The sequence below is a fragment of the Trinickia mobilis genome (assembly GCF_017315705.1).
GTDB lineage: Bacteria > Pseudomonadota > Gammaproteobacteria > Burkholderiales > Burkholderiaceae > Trinickia_A > Trinickia_A mobilis.
Map to the genome: position 1 here is coordinate 137,291 of NZ_JAFLRF010000002.1, position 16,196 is coordinate 153,486.

The window sequence follows — 16,196 nt, forward strand, 5'->3', positions numbered from 1 at the left end:
CCCAACGTCGCAACGCGGCGGCCTCATTACGCCAAAGAAGGGGACCCTATGAACGCGAAATCGAACCCGCCGCTCGACACCCGGCGCCGTCTCGGCTACTGGCTGCCTGCCGACGAAAGCGTCGTCGCCAACTTCCGCAAGCGGATTGCGGCGCAGGCGAAGGACAAGCAGGTCGTCACGCCGCTCTTGCCCGTCGTGCAGGAACTCGCCACGCTCGTCAACGAGGACCCCGTGCTGCGCATGGGCTTCACGCAGGCCATCGACGAAGCGCTCGCGCGCGGCTACAAGTTGCACTATTCGACGATCGACGAGCTGATGGTGCTGATCAACCACGTGATGACCTATGCGCCGCCGTTCGACACGACGGAGCTGGTCGGCTGCCCGCTCAACGCGCTGCTCGACTGGCCGATGTGCATGCCGGCCGGATTCGCGCTCTTCCGTTCGCCCGCGCTCAATGCGCAGTTCAAGCGCGTGCTGAACTTCTGGTGCTCGTTCTTGAGCGGACCTTATTCGCGCACGTACTTGAACACGACCGCGCCGAACGGCTGGTTCTGCCCCGAAGCGCTCAAGGCCACGGACATGTCGCAGTTCCGCAGCGATCCGGCGGCACCGTACTGGGGCTTTGCTTCATGGAACGGCTTCTTCACGCGCGAGTTTCTGCCTGGCGCGCGGCCCGTTGCGGACCCGTCGAACCACAAGGTGATCGTCAACGCATGCGAATCGACGCCCTATCACCTAAGGCACGACGTGAAGCTGCAGGACCGCTTCTGGATCAAGGCGCAGCCGTATTCGCTGCAGGACATCTTCACTGCGCAGCATGAGGATCTGGCGCAGAAGTTCGTCGGCGGCGACGTCTATCAGGCGTTTCTCAGCGCGTACAACTATCACCGCTGGCATGCGCCCGTGAGCGGCACGGTCGTGAAGGCCTATCTCGTCGACGGCACCTACTACTCCGATGCGGAATCGGAAGGGCTCGATCCCGCCGGCCCGAACGACTCCCAGGGCTACATCACGGCGGTCGCCGCGCGGGCGGTGCTCGTCATCGATTGCGACGATCCCGCGATCGGACTCGTGGGCTGCGTGTTCGTGGGGATGGCGGAGATTTCGTCGTGTGTCGTCGAGGCATTGCCCGGCACGCACGTGAAGAAGGGCGACGAGATCGGCTACTTCCAGTATGGCGGCTCGACGCACTGCCTGATCTTCCGGCCCGGCGTGATTCAGCGCTTCGTGCCGAAGCCCCCGTTCAATTTCAACGCGCCGCCGATCAAGATCAATACGCAAATCGCTACCGCGAATTAGTGAGGTGGGTATCGCCGCCGGCTGCAATGCGGCGGCTGAAGGACAAACGGCGTCGCGTAAGTCGCGACGCCGTTTTCACGTCGCACGCAGCCGTTGCTGCATCATCGGCTTGTCGCCTGCGAGCGCATCGCTGGTATTCCTGTTTCGAATAGAAGCGCTTGAATGTTTGATTACCCCCGCCAATTTGGCGCTTCTAGACTCGGCATCAGTATCGACTGCACGGCCAATTCGCGCGTTCGCCCATGCCTTTCCCGGCGTGTGCCGGGCTCGCCGAACGGCATGCCGACTCATTTCGAGGAGCGGGGAGACCAGATGAATGCCGATTCGATTGCCGGCTACGCGGCACCGACTGTTTCCAGGCGCGAGGAAATCAAGGTGGTGGTGGGTGCCTCCGTCGGCACCGTCCTTGAGTGGTACGACTTTTTTGTCTACGGCAGTCTGGCGGTCTTTTTCAGCGGGCACTTCTTTCCCGCTGGAAGTTCGACGGCAGGGTATCTCGCCTCGCTCGCCACGTTCGGCGTCGGCTTCGTAATCAGGCCGCTGGGCGCCGTCCTGTTTGGCCGTTTCGGCGACAAGGCCGGCCGCAAGGCCACCTTTCTCGTCACGATCGTCCTGATGGGGTCGTCCACGGCGGGCATCGGGGTGCTGCCGTCGTTCGAGTCGATCGGCTGGGCTTCGCCGATACTGCTCGTCGCGCTGCGACTGCTTCAGGGCCTCGCGCTCGGCGGCGAGTATGGCGGCGCGGCGACCTACATCGCCGAACATTCGCAAGCCAACCGGCGCGGCTTTGCCACGGGCTTTCTTCAGACGACGGCTACCTTCGGCTTTCTGCTATCGCTCGGGATCACGCTGCTTTGCCGGGCGTTCATCTCGAGCGATGCGTTTGCTCTTTGGGGATGGCGTCTGCCCTTCCTCATTTCGCTGATTCTGCTCGCCATCTCCACCTATATCCGCACAACGCTATCCGAATCGCCGGTGTTCTCGCGGATGAAGGCCGAGCATCGGTTGGCGGATTCGCCGATCAAGGAAAGCCTGTTCGTGTGGGCGAACGTGCGCAAGATGCTCGCGGTGCTGTTCGGCGCCCAGGCGGCGGTCGGCCTGATCTGGTACACGTGCAATTTCTATACACTGTACTTTCTCACCGCCACGATGAAGGTTCCGCCCGCGCAGGCCTATGGCTACATCGCCATCATGCTGACGCTCAGCCTTCCGCTCTATGTGTTCTTCGGCTGGCTGTCCGACAAGGTGGGGCGCAAGTGGATCGTGCTGGCGGGGTGCGGGTTGGCGGTCCTGACGTTCTTCCCGATTTATTCGCGGTTGTCGGAAGCGGTCAATCCTGATCTGGTCGCGTTCCAGCAAACCGTGCCGATCCGTATCGAAGCGAACGACTGCAGCGCGGGTCTGTTCGGCGCGCCGGCTACGGCCTGCGACCACGCGCGCGACTATCTCACCCAGGCCGGGCTGTCTTATACGGTGGAACCGGGCGGCGAGCGGGGCAGCTTCGCGATTCGCGTCGGAGAGAAGGTACTCGACGGCTTCGACGCGGGCGCGCTCAAGGCAGCGCTGATCGGTGCGGGCTACCCGGGCACGACGAACGTGCAGAAGATCAACCGGCCGCTGATGTTCGCCTTGATCGCGCTGCTGATGATCTGGGGCGCGATGGCCTATGGCCCGATGTCCGCGTACTACGTCGAATTGTTTCCCGCGAGGATCCGCTACACGTCGATTTCGGTGCCCTACAACATCGGCGCGGCGGTGTTTGGCGGCCTTGCGCCCTTCATGACGACTGCAATCGCCGTCAAGACGGGAAACGTCTACTACGGCATCTGGTATGCGATTGCGGTGGGCGGCGCCGCCGTGCTGATCGGTGCACGCTTCATGCGCGAAACCAAGGATCTCGACGTGACGCAGTGAGCGCGGAGAGGGAGAAACACCCATGAGAGGGAGTCGTCGATGAAGCATATCCCGATGGCCGGGCTGAGCGAAATGCAGCGGTACTGGCTGATTACCGGCAGCGTCGGTCCCCGCCCGATCGCGCTCGTCACGAGCCTCGCCCCGGATGGCTTGTGCAACGCCGCGCCGTTCAGCGCGTTCAACTACATGGGCGAGGATCCGCCGCTGTTTGCCATTGCAGTGGTGCGCTATGGTGAGGAAAGTCATCGGCTCGGCGAGGAGAAGGACACCCTGGCCAATATCCGGCGGCGCGAGGAATTTGTGGTGAACATGGTCGACGAATCGATCGTGGACAAAGCCGTGCAGTGCGGCAGCGATTTCCCCGCGCATGTGTCGGAGGCGGAAGCCGTCGGTTTGACGCTCGAACCGTCCACCACCGTGCTCGTGCCGCGCATTGCCGAGGCGCCCATTTCTTGGGAGTGCAGATTGTTCCGCATGCTCGACATTTCCGCGCAGCGTGCGATCGTGTTTGGCGAGATCGTGGCGATGAACTTTCGCGACGATCTTCTCGACGAAGAACGCTTGCGCGTCAACGTCGACCGGTTTTTCCCGGTCGGCCGGCTGGGCGGGCCCCACTATTGCAGCACGAGCGAGCGCAGGCGGATTCCAGTCCCGACCTATCTGGCGACGGCAGGCAAGCCCCGCGAGTGACGGTGCACGGCATGGCTGCGCGGATAGGTCGATGAAGTGTCGGGTAAGCAGCCTACTTCCTGAGCTGTGCGATGAAGGCGCGCGCCGCCGGCCCCGGCGGCGCGTCCTTGCGGTACACAACCTTCATCGCCATCTGCGCATCGCCCGGCAGGCCTTCCGTGCGAATCTTCACCAACGCGCCACTTTCGAGATCCGCCTTGACCATGTGCAGGGGCATATGCCCCCAGCCCAGGCCCGCCTTCAGAAAGGCATGCTTGGCCCCCAGATCCGCGAGCCTCCAAGTCAAGGGGGACAGCACACCGAAGTCGCGTCCCTCGGACAGGGCGGTTCGGTCGCTGAGGACGAGTTGCACGTGCTTCTTGATGACGGCCGCGGAAACGACGCCGCGGCGATTTGCGAGCGGATGAGAGGGGCTTACGACGGTCACCAGGTCGAGCTCGCGCAAAGGTTCGACCTGCAGTTCGTCCGTGACGATCGGCAGCGTGCCGATCACACCGATGTTGCAAGTCCGATCCGCCACCAGCTTCATCACGCCGCCCAGCGCCTCGACATAGAGCCGCAGCGGCGTGTGCGGGTAATCCTTCTTGGACTGCGCCGCCGCGCTCGTCAGGCTGTCCATTGGGTACATCACGTCCATCGCGACGGAGAGCTCAGGCTCCAGACCGTCTCGCATCGCGCGCGCTCGCGCCTTGAAGCCATCGATCGAGTCGGCCACGGAGCGGGCGTCGAGCAGCAAGCTCCTGCCTGCGTCGGTGAGCTGCGGGTAGCGGGCAGCGCGATCGAACAGCTTCACCTCTAGCTGCGCCTCGAGATTCGCGAGCGTCTGGCTGACCACGGATTGCGCGCGCCCGAGCTTTCGCCCGGCTGCCGAGAAGCTCCCTTCATCGACCGCCGCGATGAAGGTCCGAAGCTGGTCCAACGTCACGCCATCAAGCATATCCATCGCTCCTGACGATAGGTTATATCCAAATATATAGGCTTTCGAGATGGAAAGCGAGCTCTTACATTACGTGCATTGTGCTTTTTTGAGGGCAGAGCCATGAACATCTCAACAGCCGTACGCACCCCGATTCCGGAAACAAGGGTTGCGCCGCGCCGGGTTGCTTTTCGCACCGCTGGCAGGGCGCACGGCGGCATTACTCGTCTGGTCAGTCCTTCCGACATCGGAGAGTTGATCAAGCCTTTTGTGTTCCTTGACCACGCCGTGGTCGTGCCGACCGGCAAGCCGATGTTCGGGATGCACCCGCACTCGGGCATCGCAACCCTCACAACCGTGCTGAGCGGCGGCATCTCCTATGGAGACACGACCGGCAAGCATGGCGAACTTCCAGCCGGCGGCCTCGAATGGATGAAGGCCGGCAATGGTGTTTGGCACGACGGAAACGTATTGCCAGGCGAAACCGTACGCCTCTTTCAACTTTGGGTCGCCCTTCCGCCCTCGCTGGAGAATTCGCCGCCGGAAAGCCAGTACATCTCGCCAGCCCAGGTCCAGCGGGATGGGCCGGTCCGCGTAGTCCTCGGCCGCTACGGTTCTGCGGCGAGCGCTATCCGCGCGCCTGAGGGCATCAACTACTTCCATGTCGAATTGAACGCTGGGGAGTCGTGGCGATACGTGCCGCCTGCCGGACACAACGTCGCGTGGCTGGCGATCGACAAGGGCCGCTTGAACGCATCCGAGCCGATCGAGGCAGGGGAATTCGCCGTGTTCGAGGAATCCGACGGCGCGCCCATCGAGCTGCAAGCCGAGGGCGCGACGTCGTTCGTCATCGGCTCAGCCATCAAGCACCCCCACCCACTGGTGCTCGGCTACTACTCGGTGCACACGAGCCCGGACGCGCTTGCACAGGGTGAGGCCGAGATCCGCCGCATCGGTCGCGATCTCGCCGCACAGGGTCGCGTCGGCACGGCTCGACAATGATGCGGGGCCGAGGGGCGACGGAAACGACGAGCGCTCACACGCGCTCTACGGTTCGCGCAACCGCGCCTTCAGGAAATCGATGAACAGCCGCGTTCTTGCGGGCAGCAGACGGGTCTCGGTCACGGCGTGCACCTGAAGCGGCGCGAGGCTCCAGTCGACCAGCACGCGAACGAGGCGCCCCAACGCGACGTCGTCCAGCGCGAGCACGTTGTCCAGCACGGCGAGCCCGACACCTCGCATCGCCAGCGCGCGGCTCAGCGCGACACTGTTCATTGCAAAGCGTGTCCCGATCATCACGTCGACCGACTCGTCGCCGCGATAGAACGTCCTCGCAACTTGCCCCAGCCTCGCCGCCCCCTCCACGATGCACACCACGTGTCGGTCGAGATCGTTCGGGTGCGTGAGCGGCGCGGCGCTCCTCAGGTAATCCGGCGACGCGTACAGATAGCGCGGCAGTACCGAGATCGGCCGCGCGACGAGCGTCGACGGCGCCGTGGGCGGCGGACCGATGCGGATCGCGAGATCGAAGGGCTCCGTCTGCAGATCGACAGGGCGCGGCGACAGGTCGAACTCGAAAGCGATCAGCGGGTACGCCTTCGCGAAATCCGCGATGATCGGCGCGAGATAACCGGTGGCGAGGTCCGCGGGCATCGACACCCGCAGCGTGCCGGTCGGACGCTCGGCCACGTCGAGCAGCGACTCGTGCGCGATCCGCGCTTCCTCGACGATGCTCTGGCAGCGCTTGAAATACACCTCACCCGCTTCCGTCAGCTCGACCTTGCGCGTCGAGCGATTCAACAGCCGCAGTCCGATCGCCTTCTCCAGCTCCGCGATGTGACGCGACAGCGTCGAGTTCGGCATGTCCAGCGCATCCGCCGCCCGGCGAAAACTCTTCGTGCGCGCGACCTCCACGAACAGACGCATGTAGCTCAGCAGTTCCACGTCGATTACTCCACTGATGGACCAGTGTTTTCAATTCTAGATCTTTATCCCACTGGTGAATCGGTTCATCGTGTCGATACTCCTTCAACCTTTCGAGGAATCGACATGAACGCTCTCAACGAAACCGTGCGCATCGGACGCCATACGCTGCGCAACCGTCTCGTCATGGCGCCGATGACACGCTCGCGCGCCGACGACGCGACCGGCGTGCCCTCCGCCCTCGCCGCGCAGTACTACGCGCAGCGCGCGGACGCCGGCCTGATCATCGCCGAAGGCACCTTCCCGTCGCCGATGGGCAAAGGCTACGTGCGCACGCCGGGCATCCACTCCGCCGCGCAGATCGACGGATGGAAGCGCGTCACCGACGCGGTCCACGCGCGGGGCGGCTTGATTTTCGTGCAGTTGATGCACACCGGACGCATCTCGCACCCGAGCCTGCTGCCGAACGGCGCGACGCCCGTCGCGCCTTCGGCGATCGCCGCCGTTGGCCAGGTGTACACCGCGACAGGACCCCAGGACTTCGTCGTGCCGCGCGCGCTCGAGACCGGCGAGATCGCCGGCATCGTGGACGAATACCGACGCGCCACGCGACACGCGTTGCAAGCCGGCTTCGACGGCGTCGAACTGCATGCGGCCTCCGGTTATCTGCCGGAACAGTTCCTGTCGTCCGGGACCAACCGACGCACCGACCGCTACGGCGGATCGCCGGAGAATCGCGCGCGCTTCATCGTCGAAGTGCTGAACGCGATGATCGACGAAGCGGGCAGCGACCGCACCGGCATCAAGATCTCGCCGGAGATGGGCTTCAACAGCGTGACCGACGCGGCGCCGCAGGAAACCTACCAGTACCTCGCGCAGCGGCTCGGCATGCTGAAGCTCGCGTACCTGCATCTCGTGCGGACCGGCAGCGCGTTCGATTACCGCGCGCTGCTGCGGCCGCTGTTCGACGGCACGCTGCTTCTCGGCGGCGGACTCGACCGGGACAGCGCGGCGTCGCTGATCGCGCAGCGCGGCGCCGACGCCGCCGTATTCGGCAGCCTGTACCTCGCGAATCCCGACCTGCTGCAACGCTTCGCCGCCGGTGCACCGCTCAATGCGCCGGAACGCGACACGTTCTATTCCGACGGCCCCCAAGGCTACGTCGACTACCCTGCTCTGGAGCAAACACGATGAACCGCCCACTTGGCATCCGTGCTTAGGGCGGCTGCGCGGCCGTATCGATCGATCAGGCGCAGCAAGCGGCTTCCCGTGCGCCTGCGATTCGCACTCCGAACTATGCCGACGCTGATTTTGATTCACTCCCGCTGTCGGTGTCTGTGCTGTCGTTCGCCGCGAGCGTAGTCGATTTGATCTGATCGATGCGAGAAGGCCCGTTGTCTCGCATGGAGGCAATGGGCCGCCTACGGAAGTTCGTCGCGACGACGGTATCAGCGGTCGTCTTCGTGAATCGACGACGGATGCCGGCACAGCGCATCCACTTCGATTTCCATAAAACGGAACAGCGGCAATTGGAACAGCAGTTCGTTGAGCTGAGCCGCGCTTTCGACATCGAACACGCTGTAGTTCGCGTATTGCCCGGCGATTCTCCAAAGATGCCGCCATACGCCGTCACGCTGGAGCTTCTGCGCGAACGCTTTCTCTTCCGCGATGAGGCGCTGCGCCGTTTCGGGCGGCAGGTCGTGCGGAAGCTTAACGACCATCTTGACGTGAAATAGCATCGGATTCCCCGTTGGCCAACGCGTATCCGCCGCGAAAGCGGACCGCGCTTCGTTTCGACAGCGCCGCGGGCCTCGAGAAAGGCTCGCAGCGCGCTTCACCCGCCTTACGCGATTTCGGCGCGAACGCGCTCGACTTCGGTCGACGGCAGGCCTTGGCGATCATGCACCAGCGTGAAGTCGAAGTCGATCAGTGAGAACTGTCCATCGATGCCGTACGACTTGCCGGCCGCGCCCTCTTCCTTCTTCACTGCCGGCACGAGGCCTTCGCGCGTCGCGAACGCGAAATCGTCCCACAGGTACGGGTCGCCCTCGATGTTGATCTGCGTGGTCAGCTTCCGGTAGCCGGGCGCCGAGACGAAGAAGTGGATGTGCGCGGGCCGATGGCCGTGACGGCCGAGGAGATCGAGCAACTGCTGCGTCTTGCCCTCGGGCGGCACGCTGTAGCCGATCGGCACCACGCTGCGGAAGCTGTACGTGCCATCCGCATTCGTGCGGATCGAGCGGCGCAGGTTGAACTCCGGCTGCGATGCGTCGAAGTACGAGTAGTTGCCGAGATGATTCGCGTGCCACACTTCGACGAGCGCGCCGGCGACGGGCGTGCCGTCTTCGGCTGCCACGCGCCCGCGCATCACGAGCGTTTCGCCCGGCTCGTTGCCGTTGTCGAGCCGCGCGTGACCGGTCGATTCCGGTGCGCCGGCCACATAGAGCGGGCCCTCGATCGTGCGCGGCGTGCCGCCGGCCAGCCCGGCTTTCTGCTCGGCTTCGTCGAGGCGCACGTCCAGGAAGTGCTCGAAGCCCAGGCCCGCGGCGAGCAGCCCGAGTTCGGGACCGGCTTCGCCGAGATAGTTGAGCGCGGCCCAGAATTCGCTCGGCGTCACGTCGAGGTCTTCGATCGTATAGAAGAGGTCGCGCACGATACGATTGACGATCGCCTTCGCGCGCGCATTGCCTTCATGAGTGGCGCTTGCATCGATCTTGCCGAGCAATGCGTCAATGGCTTTCTTGTCCATCTGTGTCTCCTTGATAGAGTCAATATCCATGCTTGGCTGCAGTTACGGCCGTCGCGTCAACGGGTGACCGTCACGCTCGCACCACGTGTCGCGTCGCGGCGCAGCCGGCCGATCCGCTCCCAATCGAGTTGAATGCCGAGCCCCGGCCCGTCGGGCAGGGCCAGCGAAAAATTCTCGTAACGCAAAGGCTCGGTCAGAATCTCTTCGGTCAAGAGGAGCGGGCCGAACAGCTCGGTGCCCCATTTAAGCTCGTCGAACGTGCTGAAGAGCTGCGCCGACGCGATCGTGCCGACCGCTCCTTCGAGCATCGTGCCGCCGTACAGGTCGATGCCCGAGGCGAGCGCGATGGCCGCGACGTCGGCCGCACCCGTCAAGCCGCCGGATTGCGCGATCTTGACCGCGAAGACGTCGGCGGATTTCGTGCTCGCGAGCGCAAACGCGTCGACAGGCCCATGCAGCGCCTCGTCCGCCATGACGGGCACGCGAGCGAGCGCCGTGAGCCGTTTGAGCCCGCGCGGGTTGCCGGCGCCGATCGGCTGCTCGACCAGATCCACGCCCGCGTCCGCCAAACGCCCGATCGCCCACACGGCTTGCGCTTCGCTCCACGCCTGATTCACGTCGACGCGCACCTCGGCACGGCTGCCGAGCGCCGATTTGATCGCCGCGACATGCGCCACGTCATCGGCGACGGCGCGTGTGCCGATCTTCAGCTTGAAGACGCGATGGCGTTTCATCTCCAGCATCGACTCCGCTTCGTCGATATCGCGGCGCGTGTTGCCGCTCGCGAGCGTCCAGGCGACGTCCACCGAATCGCGCACCCGCCCGCCGAACAATTCCGACAGCGGCACGCCGGCCCGGTGCGCTTGCGCATCGTAGAGCGCGGTTTCGATCGCGCACTTCGCAAAGCGATTGCCCTGGAACAGCGTGCGCAGCCGCTTCATCGCCGCGCCGGGCCGCGTCGGGTCCGTTCCGGCGAGCATCGGGGCGAAGTATGTGTCGATGTTGGTCTTGATGCTCTCCGGACTTTCCTCGCCGTATGCGAGTCCGCCGATCGTCGTTCCCTCTCCCCAGCCCGTTATACCGTCCGAGCATCGAATTCCGACCAATACCAACGTCTGACGATTCATCGTCGCCACGGACAGCTTGTGCGGGCGAATCGTGGGCACGTCGACCAGAATCGTCTCGACGGCCTCTATTTTTAGGGGCTTTGCTATCATGCGGCTCTCTCCTGCTGTTGCAGACCATACTAAGAGCAGCGGGCGGCGCAGTCCAACACCGATTCGATCTACTTTCATACTTTGCGGGTATGCATGGAACTCCGACTCCTCCGGTATTTCGTGGCGGTCGCCGAGGAAATGAACATCACGCGCGCGGCCGAGCGTCTGCATATGACGCAGCCGCCGCTGAGCCGCCAGATTCAGCAAATCGAGGAAAGCGTGGGCCTCGCGCTGTTCGAGCGCGGCTCGCGCCCGTTGCGGCTCACGGAAGCGGGCCGCATCTTCTACGCACAGGCCCAGCGCCTGATCGCCGAGAGCGATGAGCTGCTGCCGCTCACGCGCCGGCTCGCTCAGCTTGCCGAGCGCATCATCATCGGGTTCGTGTCGTCGACGCTGTATGGGCCGCTGCCGGAGGTCATCCGCGCCTTCCGCGCGGCCGCGCCTCACATTCAGCTTTCGCTCGTGGAGATGTTTACGATCGAGCAGCTAAGCGCGCTGAAAGGCGGACGCATCGACGTCGGCTTCGGCCGCCTGCGCTTCGACGACCCGCAGCTCGCGCGCGAAGTGCTGTTCGACGAGCCGTTGATTGCCGCGCTGCCCGAGGGCCACCCGCTTGCGGCGGCAAACGCGCCGGTCACGCTCGAAGCGCTGGCTTCGGAAACGCTGATCGTGTATCCCTCGACGCCGAGGCCCAGCTTCGCGGATCAGCAGCTTTCCGCGTTTCGCGACCATGCGCTCGAGCCAGGCAGCACGCAGGAGGTGCGTGAATTGCAAACGGCGCTCGGGCTGGTCGCCGCGCAGGTCGGCGTGAGTCTCGTGCCGGCGGGTGTCGACGGATTGCGGGCGCGCGGCGTCGTTTATCGTCCGCTCGCGGACGCGCACGTGAGCTCGCCGATCATCATGAGCCGCCGCGTCCAGGATCAAAGCGAAACGACGGCGCTCTTCTGCGAGCTCGCGCGGAAGTTCTTTGCGCCGGCGTAACTGCGCTTAGGGATCGCGCACCGCGTCACGGCACCCCGCGTGAGATCAAGTCCGGCTTGGCGTTCGGATCGCGATCCGCAGCCACGTATGTGCCGTCGTAGTAGACATCGAGCCCGGCGCCGCACATAGGGGCGTCGCCTTTCTGATCCACCTCGAGGTGGTTCAATACGCGCTTGAACGTCAGCACGCATCCTTGCGTGTCGCTCGCCTCGTCGCCGCGGTAGCGCGCGGCGTCTGCGGCATCGAGCGAGGCCTTGCCCAGCAGTTCGCCCGAGTTCGCACCGGCCCACGCGCTGATTTCAAATTCGAATCCTCGCTTGGTTACCTCGCGAACGATGAGTTCCGACGACGACAGGCCGCTCGAATCCACCCGCCACCAATGCGCGTCCCATTGAAACGGCTGGTTGCCCGCACGCAGCACGGTAAGGCGCTCCGCGTATTGCCGGCGCAGGCACCCGTCGTCGTTTCCGCAGCGGTTGCGATCGGCGAGCCATGCGCGCTGGTCGGCTTTCCAGGCATCGGCGGCGGGGGGCTTGAGCACTTGCTGGTAGGCGTCGCTCAAATCGCGGTCCATCTTGGTCAGCAACGGGTCCGCGCAGATGCGCTGCTCGGCCGGCGATTTCGCCTTCGAACAATCGAAGCCCGCCGCGGCTGCGAGCATCGGCAGCATCAGCAACATCGGCAGCAGGAAGAGCGGCTTTTTTATCACTGTCCTCGGTCCTGTAGACAAACACGTCCAAACGGTCCCTCGATGCCCGCCAGCGAATCAGGCGGCGACGCCGCGAACACCCGCTCGATGTCGCCTGGCTCAGATGAGAGGCAGCGGAAAGGCCGCCGACGGACGGCGGCCCTTCCCTCAAAGAATGAACCCGGTATTGATGAACTTCGACTGATGGTTGTTGACGATCGAATCGAGCAACGCTTTGCTTGCATCGGTTTCCTTCGCCGCGACCATCGAGCGGATCGAAAAGCACCGCAGCGCATCGGTCACCGAAAGCGTGCCTTCCGCCGAGTCCTTGCGCCCCGCGAACGGGAACGTATCGGGCCCGCGCTGGCATTGGCAGTTCAGGTTCACGCGGCACACCTGATTGACGAGCGGATCGACCAGCTCGCCGATCTGTTCCGGGTTCTGCCCGAAGATGCTGACCTGCTGGCCGTGATCGGAAGTGATCACGTAGTCGAGCGCCGTTTCGAGGTCGTCGAACGGCGCGACCGGAATGAGCGGCCCGAATTGCTCCTCGCGGTAAAGCATCATGCCTTCGCTCACCGGAAAGACCACCGCGGGATAGAAGAGCGTCTTGCAGAACACGCCGCCGCCTTCGTTCACCACCGTTGCGCCCTTGGCCCTCGCATCGTCGATGGCCGCGGTCATATAGGCGGTCCGGTGCATGCCGGGCAGCGGCGTGATGTTGACGCCCGCCTCCCACGGCATGCCGACCTTGAGCTTGCCCAGCTCCTCGACGAACCGCTTCAAGAACGGCTCGACGATCGAACGATGGACGAGCAGCATCTTGAGCGCCGTGCATCGCTGCCCGTTGAACGACAGCGCGCCGAGCAGGCACTCCTTCACGGTCAGATCGAGATCGGCATCGGGCAGCACGATCGCGGCGTTCTTTGCATCGAGCCCGAGGATCGCGCGCAGCCGGTGCGACCTCGGATGCTGCTTCTTCAAGTGATCGGCCACCTTGCTCGAGCCGATCAGCGCGAGCACGTCGATCTTGCCCGATGCGAGCATGTGCGGCACCACGACGGCGCCGGGCGCGTAGATCGTATTGATCACGCCCTTCGGGAACGCGGTGCGAAACGCTTCGAGCAGCGGCTCGAACAGCAGCGTTCCGTACTGCGGCGGCTTGAACACCACGGTATTGCCCATCAGCAACGCTGGAATCAGCGTCGCGAACGTCTCGTTGAGCGGATAGTTGTACGGCCCCATGCACAGCACGACGCCAAGCGGCGTGCGGCGGATCTGGCCGATCGTGTGCTCGTTGATGACGAAGCGCGAGTTGCTGTTGTCGAGGTCCTTTAGGGCGTCGATCGTCTGCACCATGTAGGTGACGGTGCGATCGAATTCCTTGGCGGAATCCGCCGCGCTTTTGCCGATCTCCCACATGATGAGGTTCACGATCTCCTTGCGCCGCGCCGCCATTTGCCGGATGAAATCCTGCATGCAGGCGATCCGCTGTGCGACGGTCATCGTCGGCCATTCGCCGCGGCCGTGGTCGTAGGCACGCACGGCGGCATCGAGCGCGGCATCGCTTTCGGGCTCGCCCATGACCGGGTAGCTGCCGATTTCGACTTGCTCGACTTCGCCGGACGACGCGCGCACGCAGACCGGGGACAGCACCGTCTTGCATTGGCCGTCCCACGATCTGAATTCGCCGTCGACCAGCGACACGCGCTGATGAATCGGGGCCGGCATGCCGGCCGTTTCCGGCACTTGGCCTGCTTCGGGAAAGATCTGCTTCAAGTCGTCAAACGTGATCATGGGCGTCGCTCCGCGTGAGGGTTGTCGGACTTCGCAGCCATGCTACCGCCAATTGCAGGCGCTCGACGCGAGATTCGAACCTCAGCAGCACTTCTTCCAATCGGGCACCTCGACTTTGAGCCCGTGCAGCCCGCGATACGCGGCCACTTCCGGCGAATGCCATCCTTCGAGCAATTCAGGCGCCAGGCGATACACCTCGATTCCAAGCGGCCGGCACACGTCGAGCGGATCGCGCGCATCGGGCCCCCACATCGGCACGGACAAGTCGCCGCCCGGGCAAGTCGAGAGCGCGCACAGCAAGTCGATTTCCGCAAAGAACTCCAGATAATCGCCCTTCTTCGCCGGGCACGCCTTCATGAAGTACTGATCGTCCAGGTTGAGGCCCGTGCATTGAAAGACGTTGAGCACGTCGTGCACGTCGAACTCGGTGAGCCCATACGGCAAGATCGCGCGCGTCAGATTCGAATGGCAATGGAAATGAAAGTCCTCGCCGGTCAGCATCCGGTTCACGTACGGATCGCAGCGCGTGCCGAGCAGGTCGTGCACGCGGCCGCCGTGCTCGTCGACGCCGTAGTTGGCGAGGCTGTCGCCGGTGATGGTCACCATCGGGCGCAGGAACGGCAGCGTCGACCACAGGCGGTCGAACGTGCTCACGTGCGCCTGCTGCAATTGCCGCGTGCGCGACGCCCAGAAGCGCTCGCGCGGATCGTGGCGGTTCCACATATTGAGGTCGGCGACCTGCGGGCCTTCGATCGTGACGATCCGGAACACGTGGCCGGCCGGCACCGTCCATGCCTGCCCGGAACGGATCGGCACGACGATCGATTCGACGAGCGTGCGCGTGTCGTGCTGCGAGGCGATGCGGCGGTAGAAGTCGCGGTCGACGTCGAGCGCGGAGCCTTTCGTGACTTGATAAGCGGCGGGATAGTTGAGCATGGTCGAGGTCCTCCTTGGCACGGTTGAGCGCGACGCGAAAGCTGCCGAATCGCTGAACAAAACGGAAGCGTCAAGCGAACATTAAAGCGCTTTCGGGAACGGCCCGCACTTAGTGCCCTAGGCGGCCCCTTCAAAGCTCCAGCCGTCCGCTGAACCTGAACTCGCGCGCCGCTTCGATCGTCACGAACGGCAGATCGGTAATGCGAATTATTAACAGCAGAAAATATTTCTAGACGCTTACGACGGCCGTTTGCGCTCGCCCGATGCGGGCAGCCAAGCGCACAATGACCGGCTCGATTCCCGCTTATCCGCCTGGAGACAACCTATGACCGCAACAACGGCGATCGCCACCATCCTGGCCACGCTGCTGGTGGGCGCCATGAGCCCGGGTCCTAGCTTCATCATGGTCGCGAGAAACGCCATCGGCCTGTCGCGGCGCGACGGGCTGGCGACGGCATTGGGGATGGGAATCGGCGGCGTCTGCTTCAGCAGCCTCGCGCTGGTCGGGCTGTACTCGCTGCTGCAGTCGGTCGAGTGGCTGTACGCCGGCCTCAAGGTGGCGGGCGGCGCTTACCTCGTCTACATGGCGGCGAGAATCTGGCGCGGCGCGTCCACGCCGCTTGCGCTCACGAGCGAGCGCGCCTCGGGCCGCGGCGACGCGCGCAAGTCGTTCTGGATCGGGCTCAGCACGCAGTTGAGCAACCCGAAGACGGCCATCTTCTACGGCAGCATCTTTGCCGCGCTGCTGCCGCAGCATCCGCCGCTGTGGGCTTACTTCATTCTTCCACCGGCCGTGTTCACGATCGAAGCCGGCTGGTACACGGTGGTCGCGCTGTGCTTTTCGAGCCGTCGGCCGCGTGAACTCTATCTGAGCTGGAAGACCGGAATCGACCGCATTGCGGCGGGGGCGATCGCCGCGCTGGGCCTGCGCTTGATGTTCACTGCGTTCAAGCGCGGGATTTGATGGGTTGAGGCCATCGCCGGTCACGGCGTCGGCGAGCTCATCGGGCAGGCGCGGACCGTGGGTTCGGTTCTCCTCGGTTGATCGAGCATTGCATTCGTCAAGCGCTTACGAAAGCAGCCGCT

Annotated in this window: 15 protein-coding genes; 7 read left to right on the forward strand and 8 right to left on the reverse strand. The window is 64.2% G+C overall.

Translation table 11 applies throughout. The features are described from left to right. Positions 1 to 48: 48 nt before the first annotated feature. From J3489_RS03415 to J3489_RS03425, 3 genes are all read left to right on the forward strand, one after another. The gene (locus tag J3489_RS03415; protein WP_206996297.1) at positions 49 to 1,299 is read left to right on the forward strand and encodes a phosphatidylserine decarboxylase family protein; all 1,251 of its coding nucleotides are present in this window, start codon (positions 49 to 51) and stop codon (positions 1,297 to 1,299) included. Between the two features lie 312 nt (positions 1,300 to 1,611). Next, on the forward strand, positions 1,612 to 3,213 hold the full coding sequence (locus J3489_RS03420) for an MFS transporter (RefSeq protein ID WP_206996298.1): 1,602 nt from the start codon (positions 1,612 to 1,614) through the stop codon (positions 3,211 to 3,213). A gap of 54 nt (positions 3,214 to 3,267) precedes the next feature. Beyond that, positions 3,268 to 3,903, forward strand: coding sequence for a flavin reductase family protein (locus J3489_RS03425; RefSeq protein WP_242539757.1), 636 nt, complete (start codon positions 3,268 to 3,270; stop codon positions 3,901 to 3,903). Between the two features lie 52 nt (positions 3,904 to 3,955). Here J3489_RS03425 and J3489_RS03430 read toward each other — a convergent pair whose 3' ends face one another. Continuing rightward, positions 3,956 to 4,840: a LysR family transcriptional regulator gene (locus J3489_RS03430; protein WP_206996300.1), complete on the reverse strand. Its 885-nt coding sequence runs from the start codon at positions 4,838 to 4,840 to the stop codon at positions 3,956 to 3,958. Between the two features lie 234 nt (positions 4,841 to 5,074). On the opposite strand from J3489_RS03430, the gene J3489_RS03435 reads away from it, so the two are divergent. Then, entirely contained in the window at positions 5,075 to 5,821 is a 747-nt protein-coding gene (locus J3489_RS03435) for a pirin family protein (RefSeq protein ID WP_309491321.1), read from the forward strand. A gap of 45 nt (positions 5,822 to 5,866) precedes the next feature. Here J3489_RS03435 and J3489_RS03440 read toward each other — a convergent pair whose 3' ends face one another. Next, positions 5,867 to 6,763 (reverse strand): LysR family transcriptional regulator, encoded by an 897-nt coding sequence (locus J3489_RS03440; protein WP_206996302.1) that lies wholly within the window; start codon positions 6,761 to 6,763, stop codon positions 5,867 to 5,869. Positions 6,764 to 6,868: 105 nt separating this feature from the next. Here J3489_RS03440 and J3489_RS03445 point away from each other — a divergent pair, with 105 nt between their 5' ends. Further along, the gene (locus J3489_RS03445; RefSeq protein WP_206996303.1) at positions 6,869 to 7,936 is read left to right on the forward strand and encodes an alkene reductase; all 1,068 of its coding nucleotides are present in this window, start codon (positions 6,869 to 6,871) and stop codon (positions 7,934 to 7,936) included. A gap of 254 nt (positions 7,937 to 8,190) precedes the next feature. On the opposite strand, the gene catC is transcribed toward J3489_RS03445, so the two are convergent. The 3 genes from catC to J3489_RS03460 all read right to left on the reverse strand — a co-directional run bounded on the left by catC (position 8,191) and on the right by J3489_RS03460 (position 10,708). Then, on the reverse strand, positions 8,191 to 8,481 hold the full coding sequence (catC, locus tag J3489_RS03450; protein WP_206996304.1) for a muconolactone Delta-isomerase: 291 nt from the start codon (positions 8,479 to 8,481) through the stop codon (positions 8,191 to 8,193). Positions 8,482 to 8,585: 104 nt separating this feature from the next. Beyond that, positions 8,586 to 9,491 carry a catechol 1,2-dioxygenase gene (gene catA / locus J3489_RS03455; protein ID WP_206996591.1) on the reverse strand — a complete coding sequence of 302 codons (906 nt, stop codon included), beginning with the start codon at positions 9,489 to 9,491 and terminating at the stop codon, positions 8,586 to 8,588. Positions 9,492 to 9,547: 56 nt separating this feature from the next. Next, a complete protein-coding gene (locus tag J3489_RS03460; protein WP_206996305.1) occupies positions 9,548 to 10,708 on the reverse strand; it encodes a muconate/chloromuconate family cycloisomerase in 1,161 nt (386 codons plus the stop codon). 93 nt (positions 10,709 to 10,801) lie between these two features. Between J3489_RS03460 and J3489_RS03465 the strand changes: the two genes are divergently transcribed. Next, positions 10,802 to 11,689: a LysR family transcriptional regulator gene (locus J3489_RS03465; protein ID WP_206996306.1), complete on the forward strand. Its 888-nt coding sequence runs from the start codon at positions 10,802 to 10,804 to the stop codon at positions 11,687 to 11,689. 25 nt (positions 11,690 to 11,714) lie between these two features. Here J3489_RS03465 and J3489_RS03470 read toward each other — a convergent pair whose 3' ends face one another. From J3489_RS03470 to J3489_RS03480, 3 genes are all read right to left on the reverse strand, one after another. Then, positions 11,715 to 12,398 (reverse strand): lysozyme inhibitor LprI family protein, encoded by a 684-nt coding sequence (locus J3489_RS03470; protein WP_206996307.1) that lies wholly within the window; start codon positions 12,396 to 12,398, stop codon positions 11,715 to 11,717. Between the two features lie 147 nt (positions 12,399 to 12,545). After that, complete coding sequence (locus J3489_RS03475) at positions 12,546 to 14,174, reverse strand: NADP-dependent glyceraldehyde-3-phosphate dehydrogenase (protein ID WP_206996308.1); 1,629 nt, start codon at positions 14,172 to 14,174, stop codon at positions 12,546 to 12,548. 81 nt (positions 14,175 to 14,255) lie between these two features. Next, a complete protein-coding gene (locus tag J3489_RS03480) occupies positions 14,256 to 15,110 on the reverse strand; it encodes an urea carboxylase-associated family protein (RefSeq protein WP_206996309.1) in 855 nt (284 codons plus the stop codon). A gap of 325 nt (positions 15,111 to 15,435) precedes the next feature. On the opposite strand from J3489_RS03480, the gene J3489_RS03485 reads away from it, so the two are divergent. Further along, positions 15,436 to 16,074, forward strand: coding sequence for a LysE family translocator (locus tag J3489_RS03485; RefSeq protein ID WP_206996310.1), 639 nt, complete (start codon positions 15,436 to 15,438; stop codon positions 16,072 to 16,074). Positions 16,075 to 16,196 lie beyond the last annotated feature (122 nt).